Consider the following 25,458-nt stretch of genomic DNA (forward strand, 5'->3'; position numbering starts at 1 on the left):
CGGCCGTGTGATGTCGCGGGTTGGAGTTCATATCGCGGCAGGAGAGCTTGGTGTATGGGGTGCGTGGTGGCGACGTACGCCACCCGGCCCGATGACGGCCGTGGCATCGGAGTATACCCCGGATCCACACTCTGGGAAGCGTTTCCACCCTGACCGTCGGGAACTGACACGAAGTGGGGCGTTACCGGCGGGGCTCATCCCTGCAGACGCGGCAAGCACTTCCACACCTTCACCATTTCAACGTCGGTCGAATCGTGGATCTGGCACAAATCTCGTGACTCGGTAGGCCGTGTTACCCAGTCGCTCAGCAGGATTCGTTTCCGGAGTAGGTCTGGTTTCGCCCGTCCGAACATCTGGCGTTCGATCATCTTTGATGCGGTTGACGTGCCCTTCGACCGGACCGCCGCTCCAGGGCAGTGACAAACCGGCGGTGACTGCATCAGGGGAAACAAGACCCTGAGCGGTTCAAGATCAGAGCACCGGCGACGCGATCGATCATCCAGCGCCGTTGGCAATCCAGGTCGGGTCAATTACGCAAACCGTGCCAGATCCGTATTCTCAGCCGGACGCGACAGGAACTTCCCTGCGTTGGTGACTGGTTAGCCTGAGTGGATGCTTGACGTGGCAAGTTCATCCCCTCGGCCGACGGTGATCGTCGGTTCGTCGACTGATCGGATCATGCCGCGTTGACCAGTTGCGACCTTTGCCTGTACCGGTCGGTGACGCCGGGGCTGCCCGGGCCTCGTGCGGGTTTCGAGCAGCAGATGCTGGCGGGAATCGAGCGGCTCGAAGACAGCGACGGCTCGGACCATCGGATGCTGCGGCGCACGCTGCGCGCTACGGCCGCCGTCAGCCTCTCGGAGGTCGAATGGATACGCCGGATGCGGTCTACCGGATCCGTCCTGCAACCCCGGATCAGTGTCGTCGACGGTTTTGTCGCGGGCTACATCGCCCAATGGCGTGATCCCCACAGCGCACGCCTGGGTCCTGCGATCACCGATCTCGAGGTCGGCGCAGGCCTGAGCTTGCCCGATCTGCGGAACGGATGGGAGGACGACGCGCACGCGGTGGCCGACGCACAAACCGAATGGAAAGTTCCGCGTTCGGTTGCGCCGTCGGCCAGAGAAACGGTCGTGTCGGTCGACACCGCCTTCTGGGCACACGCCCTCGCTGATGTTCGCAGTTTCAACGAAACGCTGGCACGTGTTCGGAGTACCGATCGCGCGGCATGGCGGTGGGCCGGGTCTCCGGAGCGCTGGCGATCTGGTCATGGCGGATCGAACCGGACGCGAGAGGACCATTCGCCGTCGCCGCGCACGAAGTCGGGCTGTCGGCACTCGCGGCCGGGAGCCGCATGCGACCGCCCAGCTTCGGATCGCACGTGCCGGACCTGGGACAAGCAGCGTTCGTCCTCGCGCATCTGTGCAGGGAGGTTCGCGATCCGCCCACCGAATCCGCTCTGGTCGGCGAACTGATCACCAGTATCGCTGCGATTATCAAGGCTCATCGCAAACGCGGGGAAATAGTGCGAGCCTCGGGCATCTACGCCACCGCGGTGGGTCCGCTCAAGTGGGTACAACACGACATCCGCCCCACTCTCCCGACGATCTCGGTGATCGGCTGTCGACTCCGACGCGCATCAGCGTCCGAGCCGAGTTAGCCCCGCACCGGGGGTGCCGCAGGATTCGTCATCTAGACCTGGGTATGGATGCTTGGACCGGGCCGAACGACGTGGTGACGCCGGGGCTGCGGACGTCGACGCCTTGCGCCGTCGAGCCGGCAGGCGAGGTGGGCTGGACACGGTTATCTCGGGCATGTCCATGACGCGCCGGGCGTGATTGTGGTCGTCGGGTTCGGGGGTCCATCGTCGCCGTCCGTACCTTCCGGCTGTTCGAGTGCGCAGGAGGCGGGTGTGCGGGTGCGGCAGGTGTCGGCACCAGGTGGTGAGCCGGAGTCCTGGACGGTGCTGGATTACGGTTCGCGGTCATCGAGCCGGTTGAGGAGTTTCTGGCGCCTTTGACCGCGATCGGACGGTCACCGGGGCACTGCTCCATCTCGGTTGTCACGCATCTCACTCAACGTGGTTGCGGCTTCGGGGTAGGCCCGGTCGCGTGCGGCCTCCGCTGCCGCGATCCGCGCCGCGGCAACGGTCTCGACCTGTTCGAGGCGAGCACGGGCTTGCCGTGCCAGCGCGTCAGCTTCCTCGGCAGCAGCCGGGGCTCGCTCCTCGCGGGCGACGGCTTGTTCGAGCCGTCGTGTGAGTGTGCGGTTTGGGGTAGAGGATCCAGGCGGCGTCGGTGTCCTGGGTGACGGCGTCGATCGGGGCGCGTTCGCCGAAGAACGGGGTGATGTCGTTGCGGATGAACGCGCGGTACTTGCGGCGGCCGTCCTCCTGCACGCCGGTCATCCGTCGACGCACCGGTGCAGCCAGGCGGTGAGGTGAATCACATCGGAGCCGGAGTCGCGGGTGGCTTCGAGGACCTTCAGCGCTTCCTCGATGCCGACCTTGTCTATGAGTGCGGCCCACCCTGAGCCTCGGCGAACTCGTCGAAGGTTTCCGAGAACTGACGGCGCTTGCCGCCGGTGTCGCGGTTGTAGAAGTAGACCTGCCAGGCGACGCTACCGTCGCTACGGGGACGCGGGGGAGTGGAGGCCTCGGTAAACCTTCCGGTTGTTGGAAGATATGTCGCCTCGAGATGCGTTGATGACACCGATTCCGTTCCCGGGTACCGGAACCGCCGTTTACCTAGCGTTCACTTTGAGCCGCCTGGGGGAATCGAACCCCCGACCTTTTCATTACGAGTGAAGCGCTCTACCGACTGAGCTAAGGCGGCGTGCCTTGCGGCCAAGCGAGTCTATCGTCTTGCGGCCCGATCGCGAAAACGCGTGGTCACGGTCACTGTGCGCGGGCGGCGATGAGGGCGGCGGCCATGGCGGCGAGGGCGAAACGGGGTTTGACGTTCTGGTCGAGGGCTTCGCGGCAAGCGAGGACGGCCTCGATGGACTTCAGCAGGCCCTCGGGGCGCACCCGCTCGGCCAGATCGTGGATCTCGTCGGACAGGTCCGGGTGGGTGAGCGCGACGCCGGATCCGAGCCGGGTGGCGCCGAATCGGACGGCCAGTGCGTCCCGGTAGACGCCCGCCACATCGATCAGGGCGCGATCGAGCGCGTCACGGCCGGTGCGGGTCGCTCGCGACTTCTGCCGCCGCTCCAAGTCCTTGAGCACGCCCGCGGAGCCCCGGGTGGCACTCGCCGCGCCCTTGCCGGTGCCGCCGGCGCCCATCGCGGTCGCCAATTCCTCGCGCTCGCGTTCGTCGCGGGTCGCGCTCATCTGCTTGGCCTCGTCGTCGGCCGCGCGCACCAACTCGTCGGCGGCGGCGTAGGCCGCGCCGGGCTTGCCGACTGCGGTGACCAAAGCCAGGGCACGCTTGCGGCGGGCTCGCGCCTCCTCGTCGGTGGCCAGCCTGCGGGCGCGGCCGACGTGCCCGCCGCTGATGGCGGCGGCCCAATGCGCGGTCTTCTCGTCGAGATCGTCGCGTTCCCGCAGCACCCGCGCGATGGCGGGCACCGACGGCGTCACCAGGTGCACATGACGGCAGCGGGAACGCAGCGTGATGGAGATGTCCTCCGGATCCACCGAGGGCGCGCAGAGCAGGAACACCGTCCGGTCCGGCGGCTCCTCGACGACCTTGAGCAGCACATTGCCCGCAGCCTCGGTCAATCGGTCGGCATCCTCGATGACCACCACCTGCCAGCGCCCCGTGCTCGGCCTGCGCGAGGCGACCTGCACGATCTCGCGCATCTCCTTGGTGCTGATGCTCAGCCCCTCCGGCACGACCCGGCGAACGTCGCCATGCGTGCCCGCCATGGTCGTGGTGCAGGCGTGACACCTGCCGCACCCGGGTGTCCCCGGGTCGGTGCACTGCAACGCCGCCGCGAAGCAGAGCGCAGCGACGGATCTGCCGGACCCCGGCGGGCCGGTGAACAACCACGAATGCGTCATAGCGCCCTCGACCACGCCCCCGCGCGCCGCGACGGCGGCAGCCGTCAACTCGGACTCGACCGCCTCCTGGCCGACCAACCGATCGAAGACTCCCGCCACGCCGTCCACCCTATCCGCCCCGACCGACAGTTCACCGCGATCCTGGCAGGCCCCGGCCACACCGAGCAGCGCAGAAAGCGCGCTCGTACGGCGGTGCGGGTGACATTCGGCAGACTCCTGACTAGGAGACGCGCTGTGATGTGCTGTTCGCCCCGTCCAACGCCTCACGGATGATGTCGGCGTGCCCGGAGTGGTGCGCGATCTCCCGCAGGATGTGCAACACCGTGTAGCGCACCGACTGCCAGGTTCGCTCCGGCGCCCACGGCGCCGTCGGATAGGGGATCGAGGTGTCGAGGCTGTCCACCGAGCGAATCAGTTGGGCCGTCGCCGCGGCGACCTCGTCCCAGGTGGCCAGCAGTCCGGCCACGGTCTCCTCGGGCGCCATGACGTACTCGCCGCCGAACTTCGAGACGTCCAGTTCCGCGTTCTCATCGCGCTGCACGATCACCGTGGTCCAGTGGCTTTCGCAGCTGACCAAGTGGTGCAGCAGGCCGCCGAGGGTCAGTTCGCTCACCGTGGTTCGCCGCCGCGCCTGCTCGTCATCGATGCCACGCAGGGTGATGCGGAAGAGCGCACGCTGGTCGGCGAGCATTGCGATCAGATCTTCGCGCTCCGGTTCGATACTCATGGCGCTCAGGCTACGGCCGATGCGACGAACCGAGAATTCACGACTTCCCGACGCCGGTCTTCTTGGTCGCCGCCTTCGACGCCGCGCTCTTCTTGGCCACCGTCTTCGTGGTGGTCGCCTTCTTGGCTGCCGTCTTCGTAGCAGTCGCCTTCTTGGCCGCTGTCTTCTTCGCGGGCGCCTTCTTCGCGGCGGTCTTCTTGGCCGTCTTCTTCACCGGTCCGCGCGCCCGCCGGTCGGCGAGCAATTCCATGGCCCGTTCGGGAGTGATCGATTCGATCTCGTCGCCCTTGCGCAGCGTCGCGTTGGTCTCACCGTCGGTGACGTACGGGCCGAAGCGGCCGTCCTTGATCACCATCGGCTTGCCGCTGGCCGAGTCGGTGCCGAGCTCACGCAGCGGGGCCGCGCTCGAGGCTTGGCGTCCACGGCGCTTGGGCTCCGCGTAGATCTTCAGCGCCTCCTCCAGCGTCACAGTGAAGATCTGGTCCTCGGTGTTGAGCGAACGCGAGTCGGTGCCCTTCTTCAGGTACGGCCCGTAACGTCCGTTCTGCGCGGTGATCTCCTCACCGTTGGCCGGGTCGGTGCCGACCACCCGCGGCAGCGACAGCAGCTGGAGCGCTTCATCGAGCGTGATGGTGGCCAAGTCCATGGACTTGAACAGCGAGCCGGTGCGCGGCTTGGGCGCCGCGGCCTTCTTCGCGGTCTTCTTGGCCGGTTCCTGTCCCTCCTCGACCTGCGGTTCGGGCAGGATCTCTGTGACGTACGGCCCGAAACGCCCTTCTTTGGCGACGATCTCGTGCCCCGACTCGGGATCGATGCCCAGCGACCGGCCTTCCTGCGGCGTCGCGAACAGCTTCTCGGCGACCTCCGGCGTCAGCTCGTCGGGCGGGAGATCGTCCGGCAGATTGGCGCGCTGCGATATCGAATTGCCCTCGGGGTCATCGGGATCGGCGACCATCCGCTCCAGGTACGGGCCGTACTTGCCGACCCGGACGACGACATCGCGTCCGGCGGAATCGCTGAACAGCTTGATGGAGTTGATCTCTCGCGCGTCGATGTCGTCGAGCCGCTCCCCCACCATCTTCTTCAGACCGCCGGATCGCGCGACCGAGCCTTCCACGCCGTGATCGCCGCCGAAGTAGAAGCTGGACAACCAGTTTCCGCGCTGCTCCCGTCCTCCCGCGATGGCGTCGAGGTCGTCCTCCATGGCGGCGGTGAAGTCGAAATCGACCAGCCTGCCGAAATGTTCCTCCAGAAGCCCGATCACGGCGAACGCGACCCAGGACGGCACCAGCGCGCTGCCGCGTTTGTAGACGTAGCCGCGGTCGAGGATCGTCTTGATGATCGACGAATACGTCGACGGACGGCCGATGCCGAGCTCTTCGAGCGTCTTGATCAGCGACGCCTCGGTGTAGCGCGCGGGCGGATTCGTGCTGTGTCCATCGGGGTTCAGCTCGACCGCGGTGACCGCCTGGCCTTGCTCGAGCGCAGGCAGCCGGGACTCGGCGTCGTCGGACTGACCGCCCGCCTCCTCGTCGACGCTCTCCACATAGGCCTTCAGGAAGCCGGGGAAGGTGATGGTGCGGCCCGAAGCGGAGAACACGCACTCCTCGCCGGTGCCCGCGACGCCGGTGATGCGCAGCGTCAGCGTGGTGCCCCTGGCGTCGGCCATCTGGGAGGCGACGGTGCGCTGCCAGATGAGCTCGTAGAGGCGGAACTCGTCGTTGTCCAACCGCGCGTGCAGTTGACCCGGCGTGGCGAAAGTGTCGCCTGCCGGACGGATGGCCTCGTGTGCCTCCTGCGCGTTCTTCACCTTGCGGTTGTATTGCCGCGCGGTCGGGTGCACGTTCTCCGAGCCGTAGAGCTGAGTCGCCTGCGCGCGCGCCGCGGCGATGGCCGACTCCGACAGCGTCGTCGAGTCGGTACGCATGTAGGTGATGTAGCCGTTCTCGTACAGTCGCTGCGCGACCCGCATGGTCCGCTCGGAGGTGAAGCGGAGCTTGCGACCGGCCTCCTGCTGCAGCGTCGAGGTCATGAACGGCGGATACGGCTTGCGGGTGTAGGGCTTGGCCTCCGCCGAGGAGACCACCAGGTCGGCGCCGTCCAGCGCCTCGGCCAGCCGCCGCGCGTAGCCCTCGTCCAGCACGACGACGCCGTTGCTCGCTTTGAGCTGCCCGTCCGATCCGAAATCACGCCCGGTGGCAACCCGAGCGCCGTCGACGGCGACCAGCCGCGCGCCGAACGTCCTCGGGTTGGCGGCGTCGCTCGCTTCGCCGTTACCGGCGTCCAGCTTGGCGGCGATGTCCCAGTACTCGGCCGAGCGGAACGACATCCGTTCGCGCTCGCGCTGCACGATCACCCGGGTGGCCACCGACTGCACTCGGCCCGCCGACAGCCGCGGCATGACCTTCTTCCACAGCACCGGGCTGACCTCGTAGCCGTAGAGCCGGTCCAGGATGCGGCGGGTCTCCTGCGCGTCGACCAGATCGTTGTCGAGGTCGCGGGTGTCCGAGGCGGCGGCCTGGATCGCGGGTTCGGTGATCTCGTGGAACACCATCCGCCGGACCGGCACCTTGGGCTTGAGCGTTTCCAGCAGGTGCCAGGCGATCGCCTCGCCCTCGCGGTCGGGGTCGGTGGCCAGATAGAGCTCGTCGGCGTCCTTCAACAGACTCTTGAGCTCGGTGACCTTGGCCTTCTTGTCCGGGCTGACGACGTAGATGGGTTCGAAGTCGTTGTCCACATCCACGCCGAGACGCGCCCAGGACTGGCCTTTGTACTTGGCCGGTACGTCGGCCGCGCCTCGCGGCAGATCCCGGATATGCCCGACCGACGCCTCGACCGTGTAGTTACGACCGAGGTACGGCGCGATCTTGCGGGCCTTGGTCGGGGACTCGACGATCACGAGACGACGCAGGGGACGGCCCTGGTCGGCTGCACCGCGGTCTCGTGTTGCCACCGGCGAATACACCTTTCCTTATCGACCCGCGCTGCGTTGTTTCCGCTGTGCGCGGCTGGGGTAAGCGGCTGCGACGGCTGTACATCGCCACCAGACACGTTTATACCGTGACGCCGCGTGTGGTCGAGTTGCTTGCGACTCGAACCACTGAGCGTACGCGCGTCAGTTCGAATCAGTATGCCTTGTCTGTTCGCCGCACTCTCGCCGCGTCGTGCTCGGCGGGCTGTTCCGCCAGTTCGCGCGGGCAGTGCTCACCCCAGATATAGCTCGTCCCCCACCCCGTTACCGGTGGTGAGGGACGAGCTGTGAATCTCGCGCCGCTCAGCTGAGCGCACGCACTCCGGTGGCCTGCGGGCCCTTGGTGCCCTGGCCGACCTCGAACTCGACCTTCTGGTTCTCCTCGAGGGTGCGGAAGCCCGAACCCTGGATCTCGGAGTAGTGGACGAAGACGTCAGCGGAGCCGTCCTCCGGCGCGATGAAGCCGAACCCCTTCTCCGCGTTGAACCACTTCACAGTTCCCTGTGCCATTCTGTTCCTTCTCTTTTCTTACCGGAACGGCGGACAACTGGGTTCGTCCACCGGGTCCGTTGTGACCGCTGTACTGTTGGTTCCCCCTGCAGGAAAGCACCAAGCACACCGTTCGCAACATCGATCCTGCTGACGGTTTGGACTTTGGATCCGTCCCTCGAACACAGAAGCTTGCGACCAGGAACCAGTGAACCATGTCTTCGGGCAATTCAACAGTCGAGTTACCGACAATTTGCAAAAAAGTTGATCTTGCGAATGTGCAGGTGAGGGAGACAATGGCGGAATCCGGACTTGGGGTTCGTTTGCCTGCTGATAACCGAGTCGACATACAGCAAAGGAGCTGTGACCCAGGTCGCTATTGGGTATCGAAATGGCAGGTGGACGTTCCCGGACGCACACGTTTCACACTTCCGGAGCGTGTTGCGGGGTTCTCATCGTGAATCCGGCGGACTCGGCGCCGCGTGCGCGGCTGCGAACCGGACTCGGCTACGGGGCATCGTTGCTGAATCGTGTCCTAGCCGGGGTCCCGGATGACGACCCCCGGCTGACCCATGTGGTCGAGCTGCCCGCCCGGGCCGCCGATCACGCCGGTTGGCCCGCTTGGGCATCGCCGGATGTGATTGCGGCATTACGCGACACGGGCGTCGACGCGCCGTGGCGCCATCAGGCGGAGACGGCGGATGCGGCGTTTCGAGGCCTGCATGTGGTCGTGAGCACCGGGACAGCCTCCGGCAAATCGCTCGGCTACCAGCTCCCGGTACTGACGGCGCTGCAAGCGAATTCGAAGGCCACCGCGCTGTATCTGTCGCCGACCAAGGCGCTCGGCGCCGATCAGCTGCGCGCCGTCGGCGCCCTGACTCACGAAGGCCCGTTGCGCGACATCCATCCGGCCACCTACGACGGCGACACGCCTGCCGAGATCCGGCAGTGGGTCCGCGCGAACGCGCGATGGATTTTCACCAACCCGGACATGCTCCACCTGGGCATATTGCGCTCACACCAGCGCTGGGCACGCGTGCTGCGCAGGCTGCGTTACGTGGTGGTCGACGAATGCCACGCCTATCGGGGTGTTTTCGGCTCACACGTCGCGCTGGTGCTGCGCAGGCTGCGGCGGATCGCCGCGCGGTACGGCGCCGATCCCGTGTTCGTGCTCTGCTCGGCGACCTCGGCCGAACCGGCGGCGGCCGCCGAGCGTCTGATCGGCGCGCCGGTCATCGCGGTCACCCGGGACGGATCGCCGCGGGGGCCGCGGACCGTCGCCCTCTGGGAACCGCCTCTGCTCACCGCGGTGACCGGCGAGAACGGCGCACCGGTGCGCAGGGCGGCCACCGCGGAAGCAGCGCGGATCATGGCCGATCTGGTGGCCGAAGGCGCGCGCACCTTGACCTTCGTCCGCTCGCGCCGGGCCGCCGAGCTGACCGCCATGGACGCCAAAAGACTGTTGACCGAGGTCGATCCGGACTTGGCCGCGCGCGTGGCGTCCTACCGGGCGGGATATCTCGCGGAAGATCGGCGCGACTTGGAAGCGGCCCTGTCGGACGGATCGCTGCTGGGCGCGGCGACGACCAACGCGTTGGAGCTCGGCGTCGACATCGCGGGACTGGATGCCGTGGTCATCTCCGGTTTCCCCGGAACGGTCGCGTCGTTCTGGCAGCAGGCCGGGCGGGCCGGTCGACGCACACAGGGGTCGCTGGTCCTGCTCGTGGCGCGGGACGACCCGTTGGACACCTACCTGGTCCATCACCCCGACGCATTGCTGGACAAGCCGGTCGAGGCCACCATCACAGATCCGCGCAACCCCTACGTACTGGGTCCGCAACTCCTGTGCGCCGCGCTGGAACTGCCGCTCACCGACGTGGAGGTGGACGAACTCGGCGCGCGCCAAGTGCTGGCGGAGCTGGCCGCGAAGGGGCTGATCAGACGGCGCGGCACCGATGACCGCGCGCGCTGGTACGTGACCGCCGAGACGCAGCCGCACGACGCGGTGGACGTCCGGGGCGGGATCGGCGCTCCGGTGGCCATCGTGGACGGCGAGACCGGCAGGCTGCTGGGTACCGCCGACGCGGCGCGGGCACGGGCGACGCTGCACCAAGGCGCCGTTCACCTGCATCAGGGCGAGACCTACGTGGTCGACGAGCTGGATCTCGACGACGGCGTGGCCTTCGTGCACGCCGCCGAGCCGGGGTGGACCACCAACGCACGTCAGGTGACAACGATCGCCGTCGACGTGGTGACCGAGCACCGCGCTCACGGTCACGTGACGGTGAGCCTGGCCGGGGTGCGGGTCACCAGCCAGGTGATCGGTTATCTGCGCACGCTGCTCACCGGGGAAGTGCTCGACCTGGTCGAACTCGACCTCCCGCCGCAGACACTGCCCACCAGGGCGGTCATGTACACGGTGACACCGGAGTTGTTGGCGCTGGCCGGGATCGAACCGCAGGACGTTCCCGGAGCGCTGCACGCGGCCGAACACGCGGCGATCGGACTGTTGCCCCTGGTGGCGACCTGCGACCGCTGGGATATCGGCGGCGTGTCCACCGCCGAGCATCCGGACACCGGGCTGCCGACCGTCTTCGTCTACGACGGCCAAGCCGGCGGAGCCGGTTTCGCCGAACGCGGGTTCGCCCGGCTACGACAGTGGCTTTCGGCGACCTTGGCGGCCATCGAGTCGTGCGGCTGCGCGGCAGGCTGTCCGTCCTGCGTGCAATCGCCCAAGTGCGGCAATGGGAACCACCCGCTGCACAAGGCCGCAGCGGGACGCCTGCTCACGGCCGTACTCGCCGAACTGTCCGCTGGTGAAGACGCTGCGCATCATTCGTGACGGGCCCGAGCCGGACATGTGACCAATTGTCGACCTTGCCAGCGAGCACGCTGGGAAGGTTGGGACATCTCCCAGTGGAATGACACCGCTTCACCTCTGCCGAATAAAAAGGAATACATTCATGTTAACTAGATCATTGCCACCGCCTCCATTGCGGACATGCGCATTCATTCGTTTTCCATATCCGGACTCGCGCGGGGAATTGCACCGAGGCCTTTTTTAACCGGCCAGTAGAATTACCGTTTCCCGCTACCGGAAGCGACGCGCGGGCGACTGTGTATCGAACTCTCTCACTCTTCGACTGGTCCGGCCCGCGCGCTCGCTCGAACGTCGCGACCCCCATACAGACCTATAGGTACATTCCTTTCGACAGTCACCATGGCGTCCCAATCCGCTACGTCGCACTCGCGGATTCGCGTGCCCATCCGGCGTGCCACCGCTGTCGCCTCGCCGCATGCGACGTCGACGCCTCCGACCAAAGCGCCTGCCGCGGCCAGCGCCGCCATATCCGCTGCTGCCTGCGCCCGATGCCGCGCCACCACCACGGCACCGACCTGGGCGATCAAGAGCGTCACCCCGATCAGCGCCACGAGCGCCAGGCACGCGAACACCGTGGCCAACCCCTCGTCAGCGGACATGCGGCGCCCGGCCCCAGAGGACGTGCGCTGTCTCCGCTCGAGCCGGGCGCTGCCCGCGACCTGCTCAGGTCCGGTTCCTCGGGCCATTCACGTCACCCCCGCTGTCATCCCGGACTCGTCTTCCCTGGTCGGGGCGTGTGCCGACACACTTCTTCCACTCCGAACAGCCACCCTCGGATCGGACTGCCCAGGGCGCATGGCGTGGTCGGCCACGTCGACGTGCAGCCTCCGCGCTCCACTCGCTCCTTCCGGCAGTACCGCGCCGACGAACCCGCCCCGACGTGATGGGCCGACGGACGTGAGGGAACGGACTGCCAGGACCACCTTCACTTCGCGAGCCCCGGTTCGAGGTTTGCGACCGCTTCGGCACGGAGCGTGAGCAGAGGCAGAAGCGGAGTTCGGGCGGATACCACGGCTATGGCACGAGCGCCGTCGGTGCGCAGGGCGATGTCGGCCGATGGTGGGGCGATGCGCTCCGCCGCCGGGAGGGCGTTCGCATGATCGCCGCGCGCCGCGAGGCGGGCCGCCTCACGGGCGGCGTCGACACAGCGGACCTGTGTCGACGCCGCCAGCAAAGCACCGAGACACAGCACGAGGGTCGCGACGACCGCCGTCAGTGCAATCGCGGCCTCGATCGTCACCGCTCCCCGGTCGTCGCGCAGTCTCGGCGAGGCGCGACGCTGTCGTGCCGCGGCGACAGCTACACCGATGTGTTGAGCGCCCGGTCGATGATCTTCGTCAACGCGTTGACGATGCTGTCGCCTGTCACCACGCCGTAGAGCACGGCGCCGAAGGCCGCCGCCGCGATCGTGCCGATCGCGTACTCCGCCGTACTCATGCCGTCCTCCGCGACGACTGCCCGTAGCACCCGCGTCCGCAGGCCCATATATACAGCCCTTGGTATCCGGCCCACGGATCTCCTGACCCCCTCGATACGCACCCGATTCCTCCTTTCCGACCCGTGCGGCCCGTCCGCACGAGCACGCTTCTTCCGGGGCAGTGCGCGGCGCGAGTGCCACGTACCGCCGTCTCGAATCCCCCGCGCCGCCGATCAGGACGCCCGGATCAGGCGAACGCGCACCTCGCGCATCACCCGCAGGCACCGACGCCGTGCCCGGCGAAGCCACGGTGCGCCGCGTGGCTACAGAAGCCCGCCGTCGAGCACTCGGCCTGCCAAGCCGATGACCACCGGCACTATGCCCAGACAGACGAAGGCCGGGAGGAAGCACAGACCCAGAGGGCCGGCGATCAGGACGCCTGCGCGCTCCGCCTTCGCGGCCGCCGTGTCCTCGGCAGCCGACCTGCGCTGTTCGGCCAACTCCGTGACCGCGGCGGACAGTGACGATCCGGACCGCGCCGAACGGCGAGCCATCCGGGCCAGTGACTCGATCTCCTCGGCACCGGGTCGCCCGCGCGCATCCCGTGCGACCTGTTCCCAGGCCGTGGCGGCGTCGGCGCCCAGCGCGAGCAGGTCCGCCGCCCGGCGCAGTGCCGCCCCGAGCGGCTCCGGCGCCTCCGACGCCACAGTCCGCGCCGCCCCGGCCATGGGAAGCCCGGCGCGCAGGCAGGCGGCCAGCAGCTCCAGGACCGACGCCACAGCCAATGGATCGGTCTCCTGGTTCGTTCGGCGCGACGACTCGGCCGGTCCCTGGTGTGCTCGGCGGAGAGTACACCACCGTCGGTTCACGGCCACCCGTCCCGGCATGAGAGTCAGCGCAGCCGCCACCAGCAGCAACGGCAGTGCGGTCCCGGTTGTGATCACCATCAGCGGCCTTCCTCTCCAATGCTGTTGCAGAAGGTCCCTTCGCAGGACGTTCTGTCGGGCCGTGCGCGGCGGTGCCACCCGTGGATGCGGCGAGAACCACCCCTCGAACCGAAGCGCATGGTTGCCGTAGCCCAATCGGCCGACCCGGACCGGCAAGGGAAAACGCCTTCATATCAGCGCCTTTCGGGTGATCACATCGGTCCACAGCAGGCCCGTGCAGGCCAGGCCCGCGCCGAGCGGCAGCAGCACCGTCCCCACGGACGAGGCGAACAGGACGTCCAGCGGCGACGCACCCATCATCTGGCCGAGTGCGATGCCGAGAAACGGCAGGCAGGCCAGCACCGCCGCGGTGGCGCGTGGGCCGGCCAGCGCAGCCGTGGTACGGCCGTGAAAGCGAATGCGCCCCATGAGATCCGCGCGAGCGGCCGACAGCAACTCGGCCAGTGCCAGACCATGCTGCTCGGCCATCCACCAGGCGCCCGCGACGCGGGAAAGTTCGGCGGCGACAGAGGAAACCGGTCGGCGCAAGCCCTCCGCCGCCGAGCCACCGAGCCGGCTGCGCGCGGCCGCGACGGCGAACGTGCGCGCCGACTCGCCCTGCACCTCCCGTGCGGCGGCCTCTGCGGCGGCGCTCGGATGCGCCCCCACGCGCAATTCGGCGATCACGGCTTCCAAGGCTTCGAGCAAGTGCCCACGCTCGACGTTCCTGCGCCGGTCTCGCGCCGCCCGGCGGGCTCGCAACCCCACCGTTCCGGCGACCATGCCGGCCGCGACGGAAGGACCTGGCCCGAGGAGGACGAACGCGACCACGACGCCTGCGATCGCACCGGCGCGAAACCAGAGTCGCCGTTGCGGCATTCGATACGCGACGTGCGCGGTGAACAGCTGCCCGAACCGGCGCCGGGACCGTGGCGCCGGAATCACGACCAGCGCCAGCGCGAGGCACACCACCGCCCCGCTCATCGGTCGAGCCGCTCGGCGAGCAGGTTGGACAAGTCCGCGGCGGCCGGGGCCGAACCCGTCTCGTGCCAGGCGGGCGTGATCCGCACCCGTCCCTCTCCGGTGCGGTGCACGAAACCGATCTCGCGCAGGCCACGCGAGCCGTCGGATCGGCGGTGCACGTGCAGGACGACCTGCACCGCGGCGGAGAGTTGGCTGTGCAAGGCCGCTCGGTCCATGCCCCCCAGGGCGGCGAGGGCTTCCAGACGGGCGGGGACCTCGTGCGACGAGTTGGCGTGTACGGTCCCCGCTCCTCCGTCGTGACCGGTGTTCAACGCGGTCAGCAGGTCGACCACCTCGGCTCCCCTGACCTCGCCGACCACGATCCGGTCCGGCCGCATGCGCAAGGCTTGGCGGACCAGATCGCGCACGGTGACCTCGCCGACACCCTCCACGTTCGCGGTCCTGGCGACCAGGCGGACCACATGTGGGTGCGGCGGCGCCAGCTCCGCCGCGTCCTCGACGCAGATGATCCGCTCGGACGGGTCCACGGTGGCGAGTAACCCGGACAACAGCGTCGTCTTCCCGGCTCCGGTGCCGCCGACCACCAGGAACGCCAGCCTGGCCCGAATGATGCGCTCCAGGAGAAGTTTCGCGCCGGAGGGTATCGAGCCCGCCGCGGCGAGCGCGGCGAGCCCCTGGGTGGCCGGACGCAGCACGCGCAGCGACAGGCAGGTGCCGCCGTGCGCGACCGGCGCGAGGACCGCGTGCAAACGAACGCCGAACGAATGTCCGAGCGCCGCACCGGGTCCGGTCAGCCGGCCGTCCACCCACGGTTGCGCGTCGTCGAGTCGTCGCCCCGCCGACAGCGCCAGGCGCTGTGCCAGCCGCCGGACCGCCGCCTCGTCGGAGAAGGTGATGGAGGTCTTCTCCAAACCGTGGCCTCGATCGATCCACACCGCGTCCGGGGCCGTCACCAACACGTCCGCGACGTGGGGATCGTGCAGCAGCGGTTCGAGGACACCCGCGCCGGTCAACTCGGTCTGCAACAACCGCAGGGCACGCAGCAGGTCTGTGTCACCGAGCACCCCGCCTGCCTCGGCGCGGATCGCGGCGGCGACCTGCGCCGGATCCGGATCGCCGGTCTCGGTGGCCAGTCGCTCCCGCACCCGATCCAGCAGCTCGCTGGTCAGTATCGCGCTCATCGCCGCCTCCTCACCGCCGGTGCCCGGGTGGAGCGCTGAGCACGCCGAGCACGGCATCGGCGGCATCGCGCAGGGGCCCGCGCCTGCGGACCGAGACCCCGCCGCGCTCCAGACGGTGCGCCAGACCGGTCTGGGCGCGGACGGCGGCGAGCAGCGGGAGGTCGAGCACCTCGGCGACCTCGGCTCCACGGAGGCCACCGGGCGCAGGTCCCCGAACGATCAACCCCTGGTTCGGGTTTCGCCGCGCGATGTGCGCGGACACCGCTTCGGCGGCGGCGACCGCCCGCAGGCGCGCCGGGACGACCAGCACTACGAGATCCGCCGAGTCGAGCATCTGGTCGGCATGCGGCCCGCGCTCACCGGAAATGTCGCAAACTACGAAATCGCCTGCGGCACGGCCCGCTTCGATAACCGCGCGGATTCCGGCCGAGCCGAGCTCGCGTGGCAATCGTCCCGCACCGCAGCGCCCGCAGGACAACACGGCCAACCCGGGCGCGGCGATGGGCAGGGCGCCGTGCAGCGCGGCCGCCGACACGCGCCCGTCCTCGACCACCAGGTCGGGCCAGCGCAAACCCGCTGTGTTCTCGATACCGAGCAGCAGGTCGAGGCCACCGGCGAAGGGTGCGCCATCGATCAGCAAGGTTTCGCGCCGGAATCCCTCCGCGGCGGCGCGCAGCCCGACCGCGACGGCGAGGGTGGATGCCCCGGCCCCGCCGCCCGCCCCCGCGACGGCGACAACCACGCCGTCGCCCGCACGCTGCTCGCCGTACTCAGCAAACATCTCGATAAGCCCCACGGCAGCACCGGGCAGGGCGATAGCCCGCTGCGCGCCGACCGAGGCGGCGGCCTGCCAGTCGAGCAAACCTGGCTCACCATCGGTTACCAACACCACGCCGGTCCGGCGCAGGTAGCCGGCGGCTGCCGCCTCCCGCGCAGAGGCGGTATCCAGGATCACCAGCGGAGCGCCCGTCCAGGCGTGCCTGCCGACGGGTTGTGTCCGCTCGTCGAGAGCCCGTTCGGCGGCCGCCGCGATACGCCGGACTTCGTCACGGAGGCGGTCGTCATCGATGAGCACGAGGGCGGGCGGTGGCGCGCTCGGCTCCGATGCTTCGAGGTTCATGCAGGTCAGCGTCGCTGAATGCGGGTAGGGAGAGAAGGCGCAGTATGCCGAATGTGGATAACCCGCGGGCTGTGGACAACTATCCGCCTGCGCGGCCTACCGAAGCGTCCCCGAAATAGAGGACGGCCCCAGCCGGGGGGGGAGGAGGCTGGGGCCGTCGGGGTTCAGCCCCGGGGGGTCGGGCTGAACGCGCCTGGACCATGTCCAGGTGCCAGCAATACTACACCCAAGCCCCGCCCACAACGCAAGTCCGCCGTTGGACATCTTTGCGGCCGTCACAGCCCCGGCGTCTGCGGGGCAAACTTCATCGATGCGCCGACGGCAGCGGCCCCGCCGCCCGGAACACCGCGTGCCCAATGGACGCGGCCGAAGTCCTTCCGCCGCCCACATCGGCCCGAACGAAGGCAAGGCAGCCACTCGACAGGCGTGACGGGGTCCGTGCACAACATGCCGAGGCCGCTTCGAGACAAGGCCGCCGTGAAGCCGACGTCGACAGTCCGCACCGCGCCGAAACAGCCGGTCGAACTCCGCCGCAGCCCGAGCCGAAGGCGCGCCCCCTATCCTGGTCAGGTGGACAACTCAGCCACGGGCGGCCGCGTCGCCGCCTTCTTCGATCTGGACAAGACCGTGATCGCGAAGTCGAGCACGTTCGTGTTCAGCAAGCCCTTCTACGCGCAGGGGCTTTTGAACCGCCGCGCCGTCCTGGAGAGCAGCTACGCCCATTTCCTGTTCCTGCTGTCGGGCGCCGACCACGACCAGATGGAACGGATGCGCGCCCACCTGACCAGCATGTGTGCCGGCTGGGACGTCGAACAGGTCAAATCCATCGTGGCCGAGACACTGCACGAGCTGGTCGATCCGCTGATCTACGCGGAGGCGGCCGACTTGATCGCCGACCACAAGATCCGGGGTCACGACGTGGTGATCGTGTCGGCCTCCGGCGAGGAGATCGTCGGCCCGATCGCCGAGGCGCTCGGAGCCTCGCACACCGCGGCCACCCGGATGGTCGTGGCGGACGGCAAGTACACCGGCGCGGTCGAGTTCTACTGCTACGGCGAGGGCAAAGTCGCCGCCGTCGAAAAACTCGCCGCCAGTGAGGGTTACGACCTGTCGCGCTGCTACGCCTACTCCGACTCGATCACTGATCTGCCGCTGCTGGGCGCGGTGGGTCACCCCACCGCGGTCAACCCGGATCGCAATCTGCGCCGCGAAGCCACCGCGCGCGGCTGGCCGATCCTGACCTTCTCCAATCCGGTGTCGTTGTGGTCGCGCTTCCAGGCGCCGTCCTCGACGACGCTCGCGGCCACGGCCGCGGTCGGCCTGAGCGCGCTGGTGGCCGGGGCGATCAGCTACCGGATGCTCCGTCGGCGACGCTGAGATCGGGCGCCCCGAACGGGGCGTGAACACCGGTCGCCGGATGCTTGCCGAGGGATTCGCCGACTTAGCGGAACCGGCAAGAGACCAGGCATTTAACCACGAAACGCCGAGAAACACGCCGATTATGCAATGTTCTATCATCCCTTGATGTGAGTGCAGTCACAGTGTAGAAAGGTAACTACGGAGGGACGGAAGGCCAAGGCAGCACCGGAAGAGAAGGTACTGTCTCCCGACCATCCTTCCCAGCACGGACACCAGGCACCCACGCGGAGCGCGCCGCGACAAGGGCAGAAGCGTTGTGGGCCTGCGAGATTCGGATAGTCGACGGCGAGGGCCTCGCACAGGTTGCGGGGATGAACCGGCGATGTCCGGATTGTCGCCGAGGCCGCAGAACACAACCCACCACAGCACGCTTGGTAACCGGGTAGTCCGTGCTAGCGGGCGGTGAGGTCGACAGACAACGCCGCCCGCTTTGACGTGTACGGGGGGTTATTTCACCGCCGAGTCGGCGATCGACGTGGCCTCGCGCGCACCGTCCTCGAAAGCCCCGCAGCAGAAGATCACCCAGCCGCCAACGGCCTCCGGATCCCCGGTCCCGAACCCGGCGGCCGCGTCCAGGTACGCCTGCCGCCTGCGCAACCAGAACACCTCCGGCACGCCGAGGCTGTGCGGATCCAGCCCACTGGACACCGCGACCAGCCGAGAGGCCGCCCGCGCGACCACGCCGTCGGCCGTTCCGAACGGACGCAGTGCCAGTAGCTCACCGTGTACTACGGCGGCCAGCACGGGCGCGGGCGCTCGCGAACCGACCACCGTCTGCGCCAGCAGGTCCAGCCGCTGCGCCACGCCCGCGTCGCCGCGGGGTCTGCCCAGCGACTCTTCCTGCTCGACCAGATCGGCCGCGGCGAGCAGGTGTAGCCGCGCCAACGCTTGCAGTGGAGCGCGCTGCCAGGTGCTCACCAGATTCCGCAGCGCGTCTCCGTCCAATGCCTGGCCCACGCGCAGCGAACCGGCCAGAATCGGGTCCTCGACGCGTCCGTCGACGGGGATGTCCGTGCCGCCGCCGTCGATGGCCGCCGAGGACCGGGCCGCACGCACCGCGGCCTCGGCCGCCGTGGTCGGCCACCCACGCCGGTTCGCTTTGTGCCGGTGCACCTCGGCGAGCGCGTCGCGGGCGCGGTCGGCCGCGTCCCGGACACCGGGAAGATCGACGAGGGGCTGGAGCGGATCGGTCACGGCATACGAGGCTACTTGCGCCCGCGGGGAACGGTCCGCGCGCCTGTCTCGCCTAGCCGGCCAGCAGATCGCGGCCCGGGATCGCGTCGAGCAGTTTGCGCGTGTATTCCTGCTGGGGATCGTCGAACACCTCGTCGGTCGTCGCCGCTTCGACCACCTTGCCGCGTTGCACGACCAGCACGTCGTCGGCGATCTGCCGGACAACGGCCAGGTCATGGGTGATGAACAGGTACGCCAGCCCAAGCTCGGCCTGCAGTTCGTCGAGCAGCCGGAGGATCTGGGCCTGCACCAGCACGTCGAGCGCGGACACCGCCTCGTCGCACACCACCACCTCGGGCCGGAGTGCGAGGGCACGCGCGACCGCCACGCGCTGACGCTGTCCTCCGGACAGTTCGCTGGGATAGCGCCGCATGACGCCGACGGGCAGCGCGACCTTGTCCAGCAGTTCCCGTACGGTCGCCTCCCGCTCCTCGGGCGTCCCGATGCGGTGGGTTCGCAACGGCTCCTCGATGGTGCGGTAGATCGTGTACATCGGGTCGAGCGAACCGTACGGATCCTGGAAGATCGGTTGCACCCGACGCCGGAACGCGAACGCGTCCTTGCGGTTCAGAGTGGCCACGTCCTTGCCGTCGAACCTGACCGCGCCGGAGGTGGGCGCGAGCAGACCGAGCACCATCTGCGCCACCGTCGTCTTGCCCGAGCCCGACTCTCCGACGATCGCGGTGGTCGATCCGCGCCGCAGCCGGAACGACACATCGTCCACGGCGACGAACTCGGTCGATTTCCACGGCGCGCGCTCGCGGATGCGAAAGGTCTTCTTCAGGTGTTCGGCTACCAGCACCTCGTCCGTGATCACCGTGTCGTCCGCGGCCACCTGCTCGGCCCGCACGTGGATCTCGGCTCGGCGCCGCACTGCCGACCGCCGCTGTGCGGCCAGCGAGGGCGCTGAACTCACCAGCCGCTTGGTGTACAGGTGCTGGGGATCACGCAGAATCCGCAAGGCGGGGCCGGACTCCACGACGCGGCCGCGATACATCACCACCAGATGTTCGGCGCGCTCGGCCGCGAGGCCCAGATCGTGGGTGATCAGCAGGACCGCGGTGCCCAGTTCGGCGGTGAGCCGTTCGAGATGGTCGAGGATCTGCCGCTGCACGGTCACGTCGAGCGCCGAGGTCGGCTCGTCGGCGATGAGCAGCTTGGGCCGGCAGGACAAGCCGATGGCGATCAGCGCGCGCTGGCGCATGCCGCCGGAGAACTCGTGCGGATATTGGTTCACTCGGCGTTCGGCGTCGGGCATCCCCGCCTCCTCGAGCAACTCCACCGCGCGTTTCCTGGCGGCTTTGCCCTTCGCGACGCCATTGGCCTCCAGCGTCTCGCGGATCTGAAATCCGATCTTCCATACCGGATTCAGGTTCGACATGGGGTCCTGCGGGACCAACCCGATGCCGCTGCCGCGCACCGCGCCGATCTCTCGCTTCGAGGCAGCCGTGAGGTCCTTACCGTCGAACTCGATCGAGCCGGAGGTGATCCGGCCCGTGCCGGGCAGCAAGTCGATGATCGCGTGCGCGGTAGTCGACTTCCCCGAACCCGATTCCCCCACGATGGCCACGGTCTGCCCCGGATAGACCGACAGGCTGACGTCCCGCAAGGCGGGCACCGGTCTGCCGTCGGCGGTGAAACTCACGTTGAGATCGGTGATCTCCAGCAGCGGCCGCGCCGACTCACTCATCGCTTCCTCGCCTTCGGGTCGAGGGCGTCCCGCACGGCGTCGCCCAGCATGATGAAGCTCAGCACGGTCAGCGCCAGCGCCGTCGCCGGATAGAACAGGATCGCCGAGGTGCGGATCTCCTTCTGCCCGGTGGCGATGTCCGCGCCCCAGGACACCACCGTGCGCGGCAGCCCGACGCCGAGATACGACAGCGTCGCCTCGGTGACGATGAACACGCCCAGCCACAGCGTGGTCACCACGATCAGCGGTCCCGCCGAGTTCGGCAGCACATGGCGCAGCAGCGTCTGTATTCGCGAGACCCCCAATGCTTTCGCCGCCGTGACGTAGTCGCTGTTCTTCGCTTGTATCACGGCGCTGCGGGCGATCCGCGCCGCCTGCGGCCAGGTGAACGAGGCGAGGATGACGATCACGGTCCAGATCGTGCGGGCCTCCAGCAGCTGCATGATCACGATGGCGGCCAGCATCAACGGGATCGCGAAGAAGATCTCGGCCAGCCGGGAGACGATCGAGTCCAGCGGCCCGCCGTAGAAGCCCGCCAGCGCGCCGAGCGTGCCACCGACCAGCACGAACAGCAGCGTCGCGCCGACCCCCGTGAGCACGGATGCCCTGGCACCGTACACGGTCCTGGCGTAGATGTCGCAGCCTTGCTTGTCGAAACCGAACGGATGGCCGGAGCTGCGCGGGTCCATGCTGAAGTCGCCGTTGCAGTAACGCGGGTCCTGATCGGTGAACGATCCCGGCCAGATCACCACGATCAACACGAACACGATCAGGACGGTGGCGACGAGGAAGATCGGGTTACGCCGCAGCTGCCGCCACGCATCGCGCCAGATACTGGTCGGTGGACCGGCGTCCAGCACGGCGTCGGTGGCGAGTACCTCTACCTCGTCGGGCGGTGCGACGAAGTGTTCCTGGCCGCGGCGCTGGGGGCCGTCGCTCTTGGTCACCTCAGGCATAGCGGATCCTCGGGTCGAGTGCGGCGTAGAGCAGGTCGACGATCAGGTTGGTGATCAGGAAGATGACGATCAGCACCGTGACGAAGGAGACCACGGTCGGCGGCTCTCCCCTGATGATGGCCTGATACAGCGTGCCGCCCACGCCGGGAATGTTGAAGATGCCCTCGGTGACGATCGCGCCGCCCATGAGGGCGCCCAGATCGGCGCCGATGAACGTGATCACCGGGATCATCGAATTGCGCAGGATGTGCACGGTCACGACACGCGGCCTGGCCAGGCCCTTGGCGGTCGCGGTGCGCACGTAGTCGGCGGACATGTTCTCCGCCACCGAATTCCGGGTCAATCGCAGGACATAGGCGAACGAGAGCGACCCGAGCACGAAGGCCGGCACCAGCAGTTCGCCGACCGTCGCCTTTCCCGAGACGGTCACCGGAGCGATCCCCCACTTCACCCCGAGCAGATACTGCGCGAGGAAGCCCACCACGAAGACCGGAACCGCGATGATGATCAGGCTGACCACGAGCATTGTCGAATCGAACAGCTTGCCCTTGCGCAGCCCGGCGACGAGCCCGAACAGGACGCCGAAGACCGACTCGATCAGAACCGCCATGATCGCCAACTTGATGGTGATGGGAAAGGCGCGGGCCAGCTCGTCCCGCACCGGCCTGCCGGAGAAGGCGGTGCCGAAGTCCAACGTGAGGATGCCCTTCAGGTAGAGCAGGTACTGCACGATGAACGGCTCGTCGAGGTGGTAGCGCGCACGCAGTTGCGCCTCGACGGCGGGCGTCATCGGTTTGTCGCCGGCCAGCGCGTGGATCGGGTCGCCGGGAACGAGGAATACCAGGGCATAGATGAGCAGCGTCGCCCCGAGGAAGACGGGGATCATCTGAAGCAGACGCCGCAGGACATACCAGGCCATTACGCCTCCGGGGTCGGTGCCGCCGCGCACCGGGCCGGGCGCGGCGGCGAGCGGCTACTTCTCGATGTTCTCGAAGTCGAACAGACCGTTCCAGGCGAGTTCGGCCTTCCGCACTCGATCGGAGCGGCCCGCGGCGGCGACGTAGTCGAACACCGGGATGTCGGCCATGTCCCTGATCAGCAGGGCCTGTGCCTGAGCGATGATCTTGTAGGACTCTTCCTGGGCCGGGGCGGCCTGGGCGGCATCCAGCAGGCGGTCGAACTCGGGATTGTTGTAGTCGACGTTGTTGGTGTCGGAGTAGCTGTAGTACTGCGAGGTGAGGAACTGCAGCATGGTCGGGTAGTCACCCTGCCAGCCGTAGCGGAAGGCCTTGCCGATGCTGCGCGCGTTCACCTCGTCGCGGATGTTCTTGAACGTCGGATACGGCGTGCCGACGGCGTCGATGCCGAGGGTGTTCTTCACGCTGTTCGCCACCGCCTCCACCCAGGCCTGGTGGCCGCCGTCGGAGTTGTAGGCGATCTCGTAGCGGCCCGACCACGGCGAGATCGCGTCGGCCTGCGCCCACAGTTTCTGGGCCTCGTCCGGGTTGTACTTCAGCACTTCCGAGCCGGGGAGGTCGGGCTGGAAACCGGGCAGCGTGCTCGCGGTGAAGTCACGCGCCGGAATCCGGGTGCCGTGGAAGATGTTCTGCGCGATCTGTTCCCGGTTGATCGCCTTCGAGATCGCGCGCCGCCGCAGCAGCCCTTCCTGGCCGGAGAAGTGCGCGACGTTGGACTGGATGCCGATGTGCTGGTTCTGCGCGGTCGGCTTGGTGATCGCGCGGTCGCCGAGATCCTGTTGGTAGGAGGTGAGCGCACTGTCGGGCACGGTGTCGAGCGCGTCGAGGTTGCCCGCCTGCAGGTCCGCGTAGGCGGTGTCGAAGGACTGGTACATCACGAACCGCAGCGCTTTGTTCTTGGCCGCTCGGCCGCCGGGGTAGTCCGGGTTGGCCACCAGGTCGATCTTGACGTTGTGCTCCCACGCCCCGGGCCGGGCGAATTTGTAGGGGCCGTTGCCGATCGGGTTCTCCCCGAATGCCTTGATGTCCTTGAACGCGACCTCCGGCAACGGGTAGAACGGCGCGTATCCGAGCGCGGTCTCGAAGTCGATCGAGGGGGCTTTCAGCTCGATGGTGAACGTGCGGTCGTCTATCACCTTCAGGCCCGACATCGTCTGTGCGGTCGGCTTTTCCGCGGAGACCTCGTCGAAACCGACGATGGGACCGAACACATAGCTCTGCAACTGCGCGTTCGCGCCGAGCGCGCCGTAGTTCCACGCGTCGACGAACGACTTCGCCGTCACCGGGCTGCCGTCGGTGAATTTCCAGTTCGGCTTGATGGTGACCCGGTAGTTCTTTCGATCCGTGGTCTGGATCGACTCCGCCATCTCGTCGTGCGCCTTGCCGTTGGCGTCGTAGTACTTCAACCCAGCGAACAGCCGGTCGACCACGCGCCCGCCCATGTTCTCGTTGGTGTTGGTGGGCACCAATGGATTCTGCGGCTCGCCTCCGTTGACGGTGACGATGTCGGCATCTGCGTCGTCGCCTGAGGAACACGCGGACAGTCCCAAGCTCGTGGCCAGCACGACTGCCGCGGTCAGCGCCATCGCTCTGTGGAATTTCAACGCGTCCTCCCGGTGCGAGAAGGGGGGAGCCGGGCGGCACCCGCGCGAGGTCCATCAGCGCATGCCGACACGATCCCCCTGTGTGGTTGGCAGAGTAACCACCGCCGCGGGCACTGTCATCTGATTGATCCGAGTTCGTCGCACTTGTTACCGATCCGGCAACATCGCCGAAACACCCCAAGTTTCGTGCGGAAATACTCCTGCTGCCGGAACATTGCCTCCGTCGAGGGCGGAACAGGAACACCGCGTGCGGGCCGTCCCCGGCGGGCACGGGCATCGGCGTGCTGGCGGAGACACCCTCGGCACAAGCGCACGCGGCGTAGGTCACAGTTGATTACTGTCGAACTCGGCTGCGAAGAATCGAGCGCTCAGGCTACGTGGAAAGAAGAGACGAGATGACTGAAACCAGCGCCGACCACAGGGACTCGTATCCGCCCACCGCGGAGTTCGCGGCGGCGGCCAACGCCGATGCCGGGTTCTACGAGCGGGCGGCGGCCGATCGTGAAGCGTTCTGGGCCGAGCAGGCGGGGCGGCTGCACTGGCACGAACCGTTCAGCCAGGTGCTGGATTGGAGTGACGCGCCGGTGGCGAAGTGGTTCGTCGGCGGCAAGCTCAACGTCGCCTACAACTGCGTGGACCGCCACGTCCTCGACGGCCACGGCGACCAGGTCGCCATCCACTGGGAAGGCGAACCCGGCGACTCCCGCGCCATCACCTACCGCGAACTGCTCGACGACGTCTGCCGGGCCGCGAACGCACTGACCGACCTCGGCCTCGTCGCCGGAGACCGCGTCGCGATCTACATGCCGATGGTCCCCGAAGCCATCATCGCCATGCTCGCCTGCGCCCGCCTCGGCCTCACCCACTCGGTCGTCTTCGC

At 68.0% G+C, this 25,458-nt stretch carries 20 protein-coding genes and 1 tRNA gene; 3 read left to right on the forward strand and 18 right to left on the reverse strand.

The genetic code is table 11. The annotated features are described in order from the left end of the window. Positions 1 to 2,194: 2,194 nt before the first annotated feature. From GVY39_RS15155 to GVY39_RS15180, 6 genes are all read right to left on the reverse strand, one after another. The gene (locus tag GVY39_RS15155; protein ID WP_159924489.1) at positions 2,195 to 2,407 is read right to left on the reverse strand and encodes a hypothetical protein; all 213 of its coding nucleotides are present in this window, start codon (positions 2,405 to 2,407) and stop codon (positions 2,195 to 2,197) included. 354 nt (positions 2,408 to 2,761) lie between these two features. Continuing rightward, positions 2,762 to 2,834 (reverse strand) — tRNA-Thr (locus GVY39_RS15160). Between the two features lie 62 nt (positions 2,835 to 2,896). Beyond that, entirely contained in the window at positions 2,897 to 4,102 is a 1,206-nt protein-coding gene (locus tag GVY39_RS15165; protein WP_159924486.1) for a DNA polymerase III subunit delta', read from the reverse strand. Between the two features lie 121 nt (positions 4,103 to 4,223). Next, positions 4,224 to 4,730 carry a DUF664 domain-containing protein gene (locus GVY39_RS15170; protein WP_159924484.1) on the reverse strand — a complete coding sequence of 169 codons (507 nt, stop codon included), beginning with the start codon at positions 4,728 to 4,730 and terminating at the stop codon, positions 4,224 to 4,226. A 37-nt stretch (positions 4,731 to 4,767) separates the two neighbouring features. Then, entirely contained in the window at positions 4,768 to 7,629 is a 2,862-nt protein-coding gene (gene topA / locus GVY39_RS15175; protein ID WP_236565465.1) for a type I DNA topoisomerase, read from the reverse strand. Positions 7,630 to 8,004: 375 nt separating this feature from the next. Next, entirely contained in the window at positions 8,005 to 8,211 is a 207-nt protein-coding gene (locus tag GVY39_RS15180) for a cold-shock protein (protein ID WP_011206895.1), read from the reverse strand. Positions 8,212 to 8,647: 436 nt separating this feature from the next. On the opposite strand from GVY39_RS15180, the gene GVY39_RS15185 reads away from it, so the two are divergent. Continuing rightward, the gene (locus GVY39_RS15185; protein WP_370523794.1) at positions 8,648 to 11,032 is read left to right on the forward strand and encodes a DEAD/DEAH box helicase; all 2,385 of its coding nucleotides are present in this window, start codon (positions 8,648 to 8,650) and stop codon (positions 11,030 to 11,032) included. Positions 11,033 to 11,322: 290 nt separating this feature from the next. Here GVY39_RS15185 and GVY39_RS15190 read toward each other — a convergent pair whose 3' ends face one another. The 7 genes from GVY39_RS15190 to ssd form a co-directional block, all read right to left on the reverse strand. Then, positions 11,323 to 11,670, reverse strand: coding sequence for an Rv3654c family TadE-like protein (locus GVY39_RS15190; RefSeq protein WP_159924477.1), 348 nt, complete (start codon positions 11,668 to 11,670; stop codon positions 11,323 to 11,325). Between the two features lie 326 nt (positions 11,671 to 11,996). Continuing rightward, positions 11,997 to 12,311 carry a TadE family type IV pilus minor pilin gene (locus tag GVY39_RS15195; RefSeq protein ID WP_195070221.1) on the reverse strand — a complete coding sequence of 105 codons (315 nt, stop codon included), beginning with the start codon at positions 12,309 to 12,311 and terminating at the stop codon, positions 11,997 to 11,999. Between the two features lie 59 nt (positions 12,312 to 12,370). Next, entirely contained in the window at positions 12,371 to 12,556 is a 186-nt protein-coding gene (locus GVY39_RS15200; protein WP_159924475.1) for a DUF4244 domain-containing protein, read from the reverse strand. Between the two features lie 255 nt (positions 12,557 to 12,811). After that, on the reverse strand, positions 12,812 to 13,435 hold the full coding sequence (locus GVY39_RS15205) for a type II secretion system F family protein (RefSeq protein WP_159924473.1): 624 nt from the start codon (positions 13,433 to 13,435) through the stop codon (positions 12,812 to 12,814). A 168-nt stretch (positions 13,436 to 13,603) separates the two neighbouring features. After that, entirely contained in the window at positions 13,604 to 14,398 is a 795-nt protein-coding gene (locus GVY39_RS15210; RefSeq protein ID WP_159924471.1) for a type II secretion system F family protein, read from the reverse strand. Continuing rightward, positions 14,395 to 15,579 (reverse strand): TadA family conjugal transfer-associated ATPase, encoded by a 1,185-nt coding sequence (locus GVY39_RS15215; RefSeq protein WP_159924469.1) that lies wholly within the window; start codon positions 15,577 to 15,579, stop codon positions 14,395 to 14,397. The genes GVY39_RS15210 and GVY39_RS15215 overlap by 4 nt, the downstream gene beginning before the upstream one ends. 10 nt (positions 15,580 to 15,589) lie before the next feature. After that, complete coding sequence (gene ssd, locus GVY39_RS15220; RefSeq protein WP_159924467.1) at positions 15,590 to 16,699, reverse strand: septum site-determining protein Ssd; 1,110 nt, start codon at positions 16,697 to 16,699, stop codon at positions 15,590 to 15,592. 570 nt (positions 16,700 to 17,269) lie between these two features. Here ssd and GVY39_RS15225 point away from each other — a divergent pair. Next, positions 17,270 to 18,076, forward strand: coding sequence for an HAD-IB family hydrolase (locus GVY39_RS15225; protein ID WP_159924465.1), 807 nt, complete (start codon positions 17,270 to 17,272; stop codon positions 18,074 to 18,076). Between the two features lie 489 nt (positions 18,077 to 18,565). Here the strand turns inward: GVY39_RS15225 and GVY39_RS15230 are convergent, their stop codons facing one another. From GVY39_RS15230 to GVY39_RS15250, 5 genes are read right to left on the reverse strand one after another with little or no spacing between them, the layout of a single operon-like run. Next, positions 18,566 to 19,312: an oxidoreductase gene (locus GVY39_RS15230; protein ID WP_159924462.1), complete on the reverse strand. Its 747-nt coding sequence runs from the start codon at positions 19,310 to 19,312 to the stop codon at positions 18,566 to 18,568. A 52-nt stretch (positions 19,313 to 19,364) separates the two neighbouring features. After that, positions 19,365 to 21,041: an ABC transporter ATP-binding protein gene (locus tag GVY39_RS15235; protein WP_159924460.1), complete on the reverse strand. Its 1,677-nt coding sequence runs from the start codon at positions 21,039 to 21,041 to the stop codon at positions 19,365 to 19,367. Further along, entirely contained in the window at positions 21,038 to 21,997 is a 960-nt protein-coding gene (locus GVY39_RS15240; RefSeq protein ID WP_159924458.1) for an ABC transporter permease, read from the reverse strand. Before GVY39_RS15240 ends, GVY39_RS15235 begins: the two co-directional genes overlap by 4 nt. Beyond that, the gene (locus GVY39_RS15245) at positions 21,990 to 22,916 is read right to left on the reverse strand and encodes an ABC transporter permease (protein WP_159924456.1); all 927 of its coding nucleotides are present in this window, start codon (positions 22,914 to 22,916) and stop codon (positions 21,990 to 21,992) included. The genes GVY39_RS15240 and GVY39_RS15245 overlap by 8 nt, the downstream gene beginning before the upstream one ends. Positions 22,917 to 22,970: 54 nt before the next feature. Continuing rightward, a complete protein-coding gene (locus GVY39_RS15250; RefSeq protein WP_159924793.1) occupies positions 22,971 to 24,560 on the reverse strand; it encodes an ABC transporter substrate-binding protein in 1,590 nt (529 codons plus the stop codon). A 413-nt stretch (positions 24,561 to 24,973) separates the two neighbouring features. Between GVY39_RS15250 and GVY39_RS15255 the strand changes: the two genes are divergently transcribed. Further along, positions 24,974 to 25,458, forward strand: a 485-nt coding sequence (locus GVY39_RS15255) for an acetyl-coenzyme A synthetase N-terminal domain-containing protein (protein ID WP_159924454.1), incomplete at its 3' end; no start/stop codon positions are given.

This window comes from Nocardia sp. CY15 (genome assembly GCF_009829295.1).
Lineage (GTDB): Bacteria > Actinomycetota > Actinomycetes > Mycobacteriales > Mycobacteriaceae > Nocardia > Nocardia sputi.

Bases quoted from the DNA above. Each gene is read 5' to 3' on its own strand.
- GVY39_RS15200 (WP_159924475.1), bottom strand. From the start codon at position 12,556: ATGGGCCTGCGGACGCGGGTGCTACGGGCAGTCGTCGCGGAGGACGGC.
- GVY39_RS15210 (WP_159924471.1), bottom strand. From the start codon at position 14,398: ATGAGCGGGGCGGTGGTGTGCCTCGCGCTGGCGCTGGTCGTGATTCCG.
- GVY39_RS15215 (WP_159924469.1), bottom strand. From the start codon at position 15,579: ATGAGCGCGATACTGACCAGCGAGCTGCTGGATCGGGTGCGGGAGCGA.
- ssd (WP_159924467.1), bottom strand. From the start codon at position 16,699: ATGAACCTCGAAGCATCGGAGCCGAGCGCGCCACCGCCCGCCCTCGTG.
- GVY39_RS15170 (WP_159924484.1), bottom strand. From the start codon at position 4,730: ATGAGTATCGAACCGGAGCGCGAAGATCTGATCGCAATGCTCGCCGAC.
- GVY39_RS15190 (WP_159924477.1), bottom strand. From the start codon at position 11,670: ATGTCCGCTGACGAGGGGTTGGCCACGGTGTTCGCGTGCCTGGCGCTC.
- GVY39_RS15180 (WP_011206895.1), bottom strand. From the start codon at position 8,211: ATGGCACAGGGAACTGTGAAGTGGTTCAACGCGGAGAAGGGGTTCGGC.
- GVY39_RS15205 (WP_159924473.1), bottom strand. From the start codon at position 13,435: ATGGTGATCACAACCGGGACCGCACTGCCGTTGCTGCTGGTGGCGGCT.
- GVY39_RS15240 (WP_159924458.1), bottom strand. From the start codon at position 21,997: ATGCCTGAGGTGACCAAGAGCGACGGCCCCCAGCGCCGCGGCCAGGAA.
- GVY39_RS15155 (WP_159924489.1), bottom strand. From the start codon at position 2,407: ATGACCGGCGTGCAGGAGGACGGCCGCCGCAAGTACCGCGCGTTCATC.
- GVY39_RS15235 (WP_159924460.1), bottom strand. From the start codon at position 21,041: ATGAGTGAGTCGGCGCGGCCGCTGCTGGAGATCACCGATCTCAACGTG.
- GVY39_RS15250 (WP_159924793.1), bottom strand. From the start codon at position 24,560: ATGGCGCTGACCGCGGCAGTCGTGCTGGCCACGAGCTTGGGACTGTCC.
- GVY39_RS15245 (WP_159924456.1), bottom strand. From the start codon at position 22,916: ATGGCCTGGTATGTCCTGCGGCGTCTGCTTCAGATGATCCCCGTCTTC.